The organism is Microcoleus sp. FACHB-672 (assembly GCF_014695725.1).
Taxonomy (GTDB): domain Bacteria; phylum Cyanobacteriota; class Cyanobacteriia; order Cyanobacteriales; family Oscillatoriaceae; genus FACHB-68.
On the sequence record NZ_JACJOU010000022.1, the window covers coordinates 270,407 to 280,909 of the forward strand.

9 protein-coding genes, 2 pseudogenes and 1 riboswitch are annotated in these 10,503 nt (G+C 46.6%); of the genes and pseudogenes, 5 read left to right on the top strand and 6 right to left on the bottom strand.

The features are described 5' to 3' along the window. Positions 1–97: 97 nt before the first annotated feature. The 5 genes from H6F56_RS18805 to H6F56_RS18825 form a co-directional block, all read right to left on the bottom strand. Positions 98–550, bottom strand: a complete 453-nt coding sequence (locus H6F56_RS18805; protein WP_190671165.1) for a tellurite resistance TerB family protein — start codon at positions 548–550, stop codon at positions 98–100. A gap of 255 nt (positions 551–805) precedes the next feature. Then, entirely contained in the window at positions 806–2,179 is a 1,374-nt protein-coding gene (gene thiC / locus H6F56_RS18810; RefSeq protein ID WP_190671167.1) for a phosphomethylpyrimidine synthase, read from the bottom strand. Positions 2,180–2,186: 7 nt separating this feature from the next. Then, positions 2,187–2,283, bottom strand: a riboswitch (TPP riboswitch). Positions 2,284–2,616: 333 nt separating this feature from the next. Next, positions 2,617–3,027 carry a hypothetical protein gene (locus H6F56_RS18815; protein ID WP_190671169.1) on the bottom strand — a complete coding sequence of 137 codons (411 nt, stop codon included), beginning with the start codon at positions 3,025–3,027 and terminating at the stop codon, positions 2,617–2,619. A gap of 321 nt (positions 3,028–3,348) precedes the next feature. After that, positions 3,349–4,749, bottom strand: coding sequence for a carotenoid oxygenase family protein (locus H6F56_RS18820; protein WP_190671171.1), 1,401 nt, complete (start codon positions 4,747–4,749; stop codon positions 3,349–3,351). Positions 4,750–5,057: 308 nt separating this feature from the next. Next, a complete protein-coding gene (locus H6F56_RS18825; protein WP_190671173.1) occupies positions 5,058–5,264 on the bottom strand; it encodes a hypothetical protein in 207 nt (68 codons plus the stop codon). 89 nt (positions 5,265–5,353) lie between these two features. Here H6F56_RS18825 and H6F56_RS18830 point away from each other — a divergent pair, with 89 nt between their 5' ends. The 5 genes and pseudogenes from H6F56_RS18830 (at position 5,354) to H6F56_RS18855 (ending at position 10,332) form a co-directional block, all read left to right on the top strand. After that, positions 5,354–5,566, top strand: coding sequence for a hypothetical protein (locus H6F56_RS18830; protein WP_190671175.1), 213 nt, complete (start codon positions 5,354–5,356; stop codon positions 5,564–5,566). Between the two features lie 205 nt (positions 5,567–5,771). Beyond that, positions 5,772–6,815 carry a WD40 repeat domain-containing protein gene (locus H6F56_RS18835; RefSeq protein WP_190671176.1) on the top strand — a complete coding sequence of 348 codons (1,044 nt, stop codon included), beginning with the start codon at positions 5,772–5,774 and terminating at the stop codon, positions 6,813–6,815. Between the two features lie 510 nt (positions 6,816–7,325). Continuing rightward, on the top strand, positions 7,326–9,356 hold the full coding sequence (locus H6F56_RS18840) for a CHASE2 domain-containing protein (protein ID WP_242032076.1): 2,031 nt from the start codon (positions 7,326–7,328) through the stop codon (positions 9,354–9,356). Between the two features lie 101 nt (positions 9,357–9,457). Beyond that, positions 9,458–9,817, top strand: a pseudogene (locus tag H6F56_RS27380) (transposase). A 215-nt stretch (positions 9,818–10,032) separates the two neighbouring features. Continuing rightward, positions 10,033–10,332, top strand: a complete 300-nt coding sequence (locus tag H6F56_RS18855; RefSeq protein WP_190671182.1) for a hypothetical protein — start codon at positions 10,033–10,035, stop codon at positions 10,330–10,332. Positions 10,333–10,338: 6 nt separating this feature from the next. Here the strand turns inward: H6F56_RS18855 and H6F56_RS26485 are convergent. Continuing rightward, a pseudogene (locus H6F56_RS26485) lies at positions 10,339–10,503 on the bottom strand (IS630 family transposase); the annotation flags it as partial.

A 10,503-nucleotide genomic window follows, 5' to 3' on the forward strand; every position in this document is an offset into this window, starting at 1 on the left:
CCCTGAAAAAATCTTAGCTGCCTGAGATGACAGCCAGCCGGCAAGATGCCGGCGCTAAAAGCTGTTCAGAGAAATTTTCAGTTAAACTAAAATATCTTTATTCTTCGTCGTCATATTCTTCTTCCTCAGCAAACACTTCATCGATAATTTCCTGCATTTCCTCTTCAGAAAGCCCTAAAGCTTCACCGAGAAGTTCAGCATACCCTGCTTCATCTTCGGTAATTGTTCCATCACCGGCAGCAATATAAAGTGCTAACTGATAAATGTCTGGAACCAGTTCTTCAGGAGTCGCTGCCACCGCTGCATTAAACAAAGCCCCCGCCCCTTCTCGCTTAGCAATGCCGTTGATTTTTTCTATCACCGCATCGAGTTCAGCTTTCTCTACCAGTTCCGCACCTTCCAGATATGAATTTAACAGTTCAATTTCTTCATCCGAAGGTTCACCATCCGCATACATTGTCATCATACAGATAGCAACACCGGCTTCTTCTGGTGTCAGTTCCTCTGATATTTCCGCATCACTCTGAAAAATTACTTCGTACCGGCCCATAGATTTTAAAGGCTTAAAGGTGAGCGGTCAGAATTCTAGCATCGTTTTATCTGTTGCCGGCTACTAATTTAATTCTTTCTTAATTAACTGATTTTGAGTAAAAATTAATATTTGGTTAAGGAAATGTTGATTTTAAATTAGGCATTTATTACTCTACTCAATCATTTATAAAAGGTCAAGTAGAAAGCTTGTCTTGAAAGTAACTGCTTTAGATAATAGAGTGGGAAAAGCCCACCCTATTATTAGGTTAGTCAATTAACTTTGAGCCACCGGCTCTTTCGCCAAAAACTTCTCAAGTTCTGTCAAAGCATCCGCATCAACCTTCGTCTGCATTGGGCAGAATTTAGGGCCGCACATTGAACAGAATTCAGCGGTTTTATAGATATCCGCCGGCAATGTTTCATCGTGATATTCCCGTGCGCGTTCGGGGTCAAGTGATAACTCAAATTGCCGGTTCCAGTCGAAATTATAACGGGCGCGAGAAAGCTCATCATCGCGATCGCGTGCGCCGGGACGGTGCCGTGCAATATCCGCAGCATGAGCCGCAATTTTATAAGCAATCAACCCATTCCGCACATCTTCTGCATCCGGCAGTCCTAGGTGTTCCTTCGGCGTGACATAACACAGCATTGCCGTGCCATACCAGCCGGCCATCGCCGCCCCAATTGCAGAGGTGATATGGTCATAACCGGGAGCGATATCCGTTACCAATGGCCCAAGCACATAGAAAGGCGCTTCCGAGCACTCTTCCATTTGCTTCTTGACATTAAACTCGATTTGATCCATCGGCACATGACCTGGCCCTTCCACCATCACCTGCACGTCATCTTCCCACGCTCTGCGGGTTAGCTGTCCGAGGGTTTTGAGTTCAGCAAGTTGAGCAGCATCTGAGGCATCGTGAGCACAACCGGGACGCAGAGAGTCGCCTAAGCTGAAGGAAACATCGTATCTCTTGAAAATCTCGATGATGTCGTGGAAGTGGGTATAAAGCGGGTTTTGCTTGTGGTGATGTAGCATCCAGCGTGCGAGGATGCCACCGCCGCGAGAGACAATGCCGGTGAGGCGGCTTTTCACCAAAGGCAAGTGTTCGATCAGAATGCCGGCGTGAATGGTTTGATAGTCAACCCCTTGCTGGGCGTGCTTTTCGATGACGTGAAGAAAATCATCTGGGGTCAACTTTTCAATCGTGCCGTGGACGCTTTCCAGTGCTTGGTAAACCGGCACTGTGCCGATGGGAACCGGCGAAGCGTTGATGATTGCCGTGCGAATTTCATCCAAGTTGCCGCCGCCGGTGGACAGATCCATCACGGTATCCGCACCGTATTTCACCGCTAACTTCAGCTTATCGACTTCTTCATCCAGGTTAGAAGAGTTCGGCGATGCGCCAATATTTGCGTTGACTTTGCACTTAGAGGCAATGCCAATACCCATCGGCTCTAAATTAGTGTGATTAATATTGGCAGGGATAATCATGCGTCCCCGCGCCACTTCTGCCCGAATTAAGTCAGCCGGCAGGTTTTCCCGTTGGGCGACATAGTGCATTTCTTCGGTAATCACACCCTGACGAGCGTAGTGCATTTGAGACACATTTTTGTGCCCATGCCGCTTGGCAATCCATTCTGAACGCATATTTCATTCCCTCAATAAACAGCTTCCCTCCGCCGGTATTAGCCGGACTCAGGTTCTAAGGGTCTAATCTCAGCCTGACTATCCAGGCACCCCTAGCTTGGTTGAGAATTGTATCATTTTGATTTGCTCCAGATTGGCTAAACTCAGCAAATCTTAATGGGTTGGGTAAATAAGAGACTGCAAGTAATCGCTAATTTTCCCAAGCGATCACAGCCACACGTAACCTTGAACGCTGCCGGCACTCTTTAAAAAATCTTTCTCTCTACCCTTGCCGGTTGAGCCGTCCTCTGAATGAAAACGCTGTTTTGCGGATTGCTCTGCTAAATTCCGTATTTCACAAATTTTTTCAATGCCAAACAACGTGTATAACCCCCCAGTAAGGCTACTGGGAGGCTATCTAGGGTTTAACTTTAAAAAATCTTACAAGTTTATCCGTATTATCTCTGCGCTACGGAAACTGAACAAGCAAATTCTAAAAGCTTTGTTTGATATTCAGAAGATTGGCTCCAAGGATAATTCAGCTCTTTGTAAGAGGCAACAGAGGGAATATCAAAACCTCCTAAGCGCAAAGTCCGAGTCTCTTGGGTTTGGCAATTTGCGATATTCCGACCATATTCACCATCAGGAATTACCACATCATAAACCACTAAATCTCCATCCCTTTGCAGAGTGTTGAGGTTAATATGTGCGGCTCCACCCCGTGGAGATTCTGTTTCTGGCACGGCGCTCCAAGACGCCTCTGAAAAATCTGCAACCTTAAACCCACCCGTTGATGCGTATGCGCTCTGCGCCACTAAGGCTGCTGCGGCACAGCTTGCAATAGACAGGATTGCGGCACATCGTTTCATGGGTTGTTTCTCCTCTGATTGAGTTCGGTGCGTTCCCGTGGGAATCGCTTTTAAGCATTTAGGGGAGATTATTTTCTCTGCATTTCCCCTCTTTTTTACTAACAACAATTATTGTGTTGCTATCCTACATTTGTTTATATCTGGTTGGAGCCGGCTCAAACATCACCCCAAGGTTGTAAGTCAGGGGTTTACCGATAATCCCACCATAGGATGATTTGAGAAAGGTTTTTTTAGTTAACTTTTCTGCGAATGAACACGAAAAACCCCGATTTCTTTAAAAAACCGGGGTTCTCTTCCTCACGATAGGGTGGCTTACAAGTTTCAGACAGTTGCTTTTATTTGCTCATCAGAAACCCAAATTCCGTGAAAGCCATAAGGCACACGATGGGGAATAATCACCCGTGCCACCGGCTCAGATTTCATATCTTGAGCATTAACAACTACCAATTCAGAAACATCGTCTTTGGCATCATAAACAAACGTTACCAACCAGCCGGCATCCTCATCGGTTGCACCCGGCTGCGGCACAAACACAGCCTCACCGCCAAAGCGTTGCTGTCCGAATTCATGGGTTTCGGAACTTCCAGAGTTGAGATCGTACTTAATCAAACCATCAAACACCGGCATGGGAGTGGGTGCCATTTTTCCTGTGTAACCGTAGCGATGAGATCGCCCCATGAATTGTTCATTTAACCGAGGAAAATCTGAAGGGCGATCGTCCAACCTCTCCTCTTGCACCGTGCCGGTTTTGAGATTAAACCGCCAACGGTATAAACGAGCAAATTCTCCCTCAGTTTCAGTGGGTGCCGCTTCTGACACCAATACACTGGTAGAATTCATGCGACAGGCAAGCAATACGACTTCATCCCCCTCTTCATAAGCATTTAGGGTATGAAATACGAAACAGGGCGGACTTTCAAACCAGCGAATATTGCTATTATCTCCATGACGCGGCACAATCCCAAACCGGCTGGGACGATCTCGCTCAAACATCAAACCCGGTTGACCTTTTTGCATTCGATCCATGCGGAAAGTCAGGGGCAAATCCATAAAAATTGTGTAGTTTTCCGTGATGGCAAAATCGTGCATCATCACCCCCACCGGCAGCTCAATCGGCACTGTTCGCAACAGTTCACCTTCTGCTGAAACCACACTATATTTTACGTAGGGTGGAGACATGATCGAGTAGCCAAAAAACATCATCTCACCCGTTACCGCGTCTACTTTAGGATGCGCCGTAAACGCAGAAACCAGCTTGCCATCAAAATTATAGGTGCCGGCAGTCTCTAAACCTGGCAACTCAATTGCATGAGGTTCACCCCCCTCCCAAAGTGCCAACAGGCGACCATCATGCCAGATTAAAGCAGTATTTGCCGTATTTTTTCCTGGGCCGTGGGGATTATTCGGTTGCGGCGGTTCAAATATCCCACTCCAAACTGCCTTGCCGGCATCGCGTTCAATTTTATACCCCCGCGTCTGGACATAGCGATTGCAATAGGAAGCTTTGCCGTGGCTAATTTGCACCCCATGCAACATCCCATCCCCATCAAACCAGTGATAGCGACCAATAGGTGGGAATTGCGGATTCGGGCCATTTCGCACAAACATTCCAGATAACTCAGGAGGCAACTCGCCAATCACCTTCAAATTATCTGCTGTGATTTCCTCGCGCACTGGCGCAAAATTGCCCTCTAAAAAGGGATCAACTGCTGTTACAGTCATTCTGTCTGCTCTGATTATAGATATCTCTTTATTTAGAGCTTAGCTAAAAACAGAAAATCTAGACTCACTCTATAGGGTAGTTATAAAAATGTAGATACACTCTATATATAAATTAGGCATCGAATTCTGGGATCTCGTTCAAGCCTTGGAAATGATGGGGCAATTAACCACCGAGTTTTTCACGGAATCAAAAGCGGTTTTCGCTCTTTGCTACCCTTCAAAGAATGTTGGGAGAAATACCGGAAAGATGCCGTTTCGCCAAGGTTATTACAGAACTTTATTGTTTTCTTTAGCGAATTGATGCTCTATTAGTTGTTAATATCTTTTTTATCCTCTTCAAAATATTTATGACTTTTAGAAGTATTATCTATCAAGGGGCCATCCCATTTTTCGATAACTTCAGTTATTTTGTCGTTGACTTCAGCCAGACGCGTCTTCATTAAAACTTCTGAAATTTCTTTGGTAGTTTTTATGACCGCTAGTCTCAGCTTTTGAGAGTATAATTTATCCCACATGATAACGTCTAAAGTTTACAGCTTGTAAATTGCAGGTCACGCTGTGAAAATTATAAAGAGTCAATGAGACTTCGATCTTCACTCTTTAGATGGATATATTAGAGGAACGAAAAGCGCAAATACAGATAGCGATGCCTCTGCTGTTTTACCGGACGCTGCTGTTGGGGCAGCGTACTAGATTTCGCTCAGTGGTGATATCGGCAGTGATGTTTAAAATATTAAATAAATCTGTAGAAAAATTCATCAGGATTTATATCGCTGACGCTGGCAGGCTGCTCAACGTGCCGGCTGCAGAGAGTTAGCACACAGACCTTGTACTAATTTAATACTATGCATAAAATTACGCAACTGCTCAATTAAACCTATCTGCGAAGTCTTCAACGTCTCAGGCGTGTTCAAAAAAAGCGGACTCAACTGAAATCTATTTAATAATTTATATATAGCATTATTATGCAATTGCCAAGAATAGCTTTGATCGCGCTCATCAGCCTTTTTTGCACTAGCTCAATGTCTGTCACGGTTAGCGCATCGAGTCAAAAACTGTCTGGCGCAGCAAACTCCAACAGCCAAAATCAGCTTGCTCGTACCCTTTCGGGACATTCAGCCGTTGTCATCAGTCAAGCTGTCGGCACAAAAAGTGAAGCGCCGGTGATCGCGGGTGTTAGTCGTGATAAAACTATCAAAATTTGGAATTTGAATAGTGGCGAGGTCATTCACACCCTTGCCGGTCATTCTCTGCCAATTTTGGCATTGGCAATGAGCCAGGATGGGAAAATTTTAGCCAGTGCCGGCCATGACAAAACGATTAAGCTGTGGAATGTTAGAACCGGCCAAGAAATTCGCACATTGATCGGTCATGCAGAATGGGTGGAATCTTTAGCCATCAGCCCGGATAGTCAGTGGTTAGCGAGTGGTAGCGGTGACAAAACGATTAAAATTTGGCCCCTGCACTCTTCCTCTAAAAAGATTGCCAATGTTTTGCCGCGCACTTTAGCCGGTCATTCAGATGCCATTGATGCGCTTGCAATTAGTCCAGATAGCGAAATTTTAGTGAGCGCTAGTTGGGATGAAATTAAACTTTGGAACTTGAAAACCGGCAAAGAAATCCGCACTTTACCCGGACATTCTTTGGGCACCAATGCTGTGGCGATTAGTCCCAATGGCCAAATTCTCGTGAGTGCCGGTGGCGATAAAACGATTAAGATTTGGGATTTGCACACCGGCAGTCTGCGTCAAACACTTGCCGGTCATTCAGCAAGCATCCGTTCCCTCGCCATCAGTCCTGTTCGTGGATCGTCGGCGGAGATGGGCCAAACTTTAGCCAGCGGCGGCTTAGATAACACCGTAAAAATCTGGCAGCTAGACACCGGCAAGGAAAGTCTGACGTTCCCCAGACAAAGCAGTATCGTTGAATCGGTTGCCATTAGCCCGGATGGCCAAACCCTAGCCATCGGCTGCTGGGGCAACATTATTAAACTCTGGAACTTGAAAACCGGCCAGGAAATTCGCCAACTGTCTGAGTCGGGGGGAGTTTCGAGTCCTGAGTCCTGAGTTCTGAGTTGGGGAGTTTTGATCACCGACTTCAGTTTGGTGCTGGCAACCAGACGGACAGCCACTCAAGGGGTGTGACCCTCGCTTGGCTCAACCCCTCGACTTGAATGTAAAAATGTTTTAGTCTATGAGCAGTGTACTATCATTTTTAATAAAAAATCTGTACAAACCCCATTAAACGCAGCTATCCTATCACAATATTTTGTAAAGATACAGCGCTAACCCTCTTATAGAAAAGCGCTTGAAAATACATTTTCAGCAAAATCAATGATGAGATTGCAGGAAAAAGTGGGTTGATTTGAGCAGAGTCCTCACTCGTAAAAGGCTGAACTATTTTTAATAAGTTGGATGGATTTAGCCGAAGCGGACAGGCGAATCAGGCGCTAAGAGCAATCGGGGTTTACCGATAACGATGGTTGTTAAGCCCAGACAGAAAAGAAAGGCAATCAAACCTCTGAATTGCCATTGTTAACTTTTTGAAATCCAGCTATTAAGAGGGAAGCAGGTTGATTGAACAGCAAACCGAAAAACTTTTCCGCCCTGATCTCGACCCGTGTGGCACCATTCTTTCAGGGCTTTGAATCCAGACCATCGGTGATTTCTCAATTTTTTCGCCGGCTTCGTCATAAAACACCTGATTTAACGGGCCTAGGGGCAGTTGTCATCGCCTCCCTGTCTGTAACCGGCGCAGTGCTGCTAGCGCGGCAGTTGAGCTGGCTGCAACCTGTAGAACTGGCGGTTTTCGACCGGATGGTGCTACGCAGGGCAGATGAAGGCCCAGATCCCCGGCTGCTTGTCGTCGCCATCACAGAAGATGATATTCAAACACTTAAGCAATCAACGATCTCGGATCAGTTCGTGGCGCTAGGGCTGGAGAAATTGCAGCAATATAAGCCGGCAGTCATCGGTTTAGACATCTATCGAGATATTGCCCAAGGAACCGGAATCGAGCAGCTTGAGGTACAGCTGAAGCAGACCAATGTTATCGCCATTACCAAAATGGGTCTGTCTAATACCGGCACACTGGAAGTGCCGCCGCCGCCAAGTGTGCCGGTAGAACGCATTGGGTTTAACGACATCGTGCAAGATGCAGACGGCGTTGTGCGTCGCAGTTTGTTGTTTGGCGACCTCACCCCAGACACCGTTCTTTACTCCTTCGCCTTCCAGGTAGCCTCCAGCTATTTAGGACAGCGCGGGATCGAGCCTCAAAACAGCAACAGCGACCCTTCCCTCTTCTATTGGGGAAAGGCAGCATTTACGCAGCTAAAGCCCAAATCTGGGGGCTATGAAAAGCTGGATGCCCAAGGTTACCAGGTCTTGCTGAATTATCGATCTCCTCGCAATGTTGCACGCGTCGTCAGTCTGACACAGCTGTTGTATGGCCAGATCGAGCCGGCCTGGATCAAAGACAAAATCGTTCTCATTGGCTACACAGCGCCGAGTAGAAGAGACCTATTTTTAACGCCCTACAGTCCCAGCCAAAAGCAGGAACCCAAGATGGCTGGGGTATTGGTTCACGCCCAAATGGTTAGCCAAATTCTTACGGCAACCTTGGGGGAACGCCCTTTGTTCTGGTTTTGGCCAGAATGGGCAGAGGTGCTGTGGGTTGGGTTTTGGGCAATTGTTGGGGGAACTTTGGCTTGGTGTGTCCGCCATCCCGTGGGGCTGGTTGTGAGTGTAACGGGGGTGGTGGTGATCGTGTTTGCCACCAGCTTTTACCTGTTCACCAGTGCCGGTTGGGTTTCCACCGCAACGCCGGCTTTAGCCATCTTAGTCGCAGGTGGTTTGGTTCTCGCTTACCGGGGCTATCAAGCCCAACAGCAGCAACAAATGGTGATGAAGCTTTTGGGGCAAAATACTTCCCCCGAAGTGGCTGAAGCGCTTTGGAACAGTCGTGATCGCTTGCTCAAGTCGGGAAAGCTTTCCGGACAAAAGCTGATCGCCACCATGATGTTTACAGACCTCAAAGATTTCAGCACGATCTCAGAACAAATGCCACCAGAAGTTTTGCTGGAGTGGCTAAACGAATATCTCAGCGTTTTGAGTGAGACGGTGCAGGCTCATAAAGGCATTATCAATAAGTTTACCGGCGATGGGATCATGGCCGCGTTTGGAGTGCCAATGGTTCGCAGCAGCGATACGGAGATTGCCGAGGATGCGCGTCATGCGGTGTCCTGCGGGGTGGCATTTGGAGAACGCCTCAAGGAGATTAACGCGGACTGGCAGCGGCGAGGGTTGCCGGTGATTCAAATGCGGGTGGGGATTTTTACCGGCCCGGTTGTTGCCGGCAGTTTGGGCGGCAAAGAACGGATGGAATACGGCATCATTGGCGATAGTGTCAACATTGCTTCCCGATTGGAAAGTTGCGAAAAAGACCGGCAATCTAGCATTTGCCGGGTTTTAATTGCTAAGGAAACGTTGGTTCACATTGAGGATGAGTTTTTGGTAGAACACTGGGGTCCACTGGCTTTGAAGGGTAAGCAGCAAACGGTTGATGTTTACCGGGTGGTTGGCCGCCGGTCTGTGAGTCCAAGTCAGTAAAAGTTTTTGCCGGCATCTAGGATTTTTTTAACCGCAGATAAACGCATATATGATACTAAATCCGGTTAAAGTTGGCGACTGAATAACCCTTGCCTAAGTCCTTGAACATTAAAATTTTCCTCTTCAACCCCCGGCTGTCACCGTCCCCGTTAGTAAGCGGGACTACAGGGTTAGATTGGTTCTTCGGCTTTAAACTACATCTGGTTTGTAATGACCTTGGGGAACTGCTGAATATGGCTGTCACTGCTGGCACCATAGATGACCGTAAGCCTGTGCTCACTCTACTCAAAGGGTTGTCTGGTAAGGTGATAGCTGACTGAGGCTATATATCCCAAAAGTTGTTTGAGTAACTGTTAACCCATATGGGGATTCAACTGCTTACTAAGCCAAAGCACAATATGAAGAATAAGCTAATGCCACTGATAGATAAGCTGCTTATCCGCAAACGCTCCATAATTTAGACAATTATCGACCAATTGAAAAACATCTCTCACATTGAGCATTCTCCCGTCGCAGTCTGGTCAATTTCTTGGTGAATTTGGTCTGTTGATTAATTGCCTATTCCCATCAGCTCAAGAAGCCCTCTCTCAATATCAATGCGTTTTTCCTTCCTTCTGCTTAACCCGAAGTCAGATTAATCTAACAGTGCATTAATCCACTTAATAGTTAGACAACTATGAAATTATCCCCGCTTTCGTTATGGATTTTCTTGGTATCGCTAACGCTGCGTGTCCTGGAAATTACGATTCCCTTAAATACCGATGAAGCGTTGTGGCTATCTCGCGGAACCCTCTTTTTCAAGAATCTGTTTGATGGGAACCTAGCAAAGACGTTTCTCCGCCATCATCCAGGAGTCACCAATATGTGGCTCACTGGCAGCGGCATGATATTTAATTGTTGGTTAGACAAGCTGTTTCCAGGTTTGTTAAACATGAATCCTTCTCCAAACCTAAACGCTTGTTTGAACACAATATAGCGTTTCTCAAATAGATGAAGTACAGTAACAGCAGTGAGTAAACCAATTAAGAAGGTCCTGAGAGGACACTTGTTGGTAGGCTAGTGTAATCGCTTCATCCAAGGCTCGATAAGTTCTTGCTCCTATCGTCCGCAATATCCCTTTGATTTTTGACCAGCAATTCTCGATGGG

Coding starts and splice junctions, on each gene's coding strand:
- H6F56_RS18805 (WP_190671165.1), bottom strand. CDS start 550: ATGGGCCGGTACGAAGTAATTTTTCAGAGTGATGCGGAAATATCAGAG.
- thiC (WP_190671167.1), bottom strand. CDS start 2,179: ATGCGTTCAGAATGGATTGCCAAGCGGCATGGGCACAAAAATGTGTCT.
- H6F56_RS18815 (WP_190671169.1), bottom strand. CDS start 3,027: ATGAAACGATGTGCCGCAATCCTGTCTATTGCAAGCTGTGCCGCAGCA.
- H6F56_RS18820 (WP_190671171.1), bottom strand. CDS start 4,749: ATGACTGTAACAGCAGTTGATCCCTTTTTAGAGGGCAATTTTGCGCCA.
- H6F56_RS18825 (WP_190671173.1), bottom strand. CDS start 5,264: ATGTGGGATAAATTATACTCTCAAAAGCTGAGACTAGCGGTCATAAAA.
- H6F56_RS18830 (WP_190671175.1), top strand. CDS start 5,354: ATGGATATATTAGAGGAACGAAAAGCGCAAATACAGATAGCGATGCCT.
- H6F56_RS18835 (WP_190671176.1), top strand. CDS start 5,772: ATGTCTGTCACGGTTAGCGCATCGAGTCAAAAACTGTCTGGCGCAGCA.
- H6F56_RS18855 (WP_190671182.1), top strand. CDS start 10,033: ATGAAATTATCCCCGCTTTCGTTATGGATTTTCTTGGTATCGCTAACG.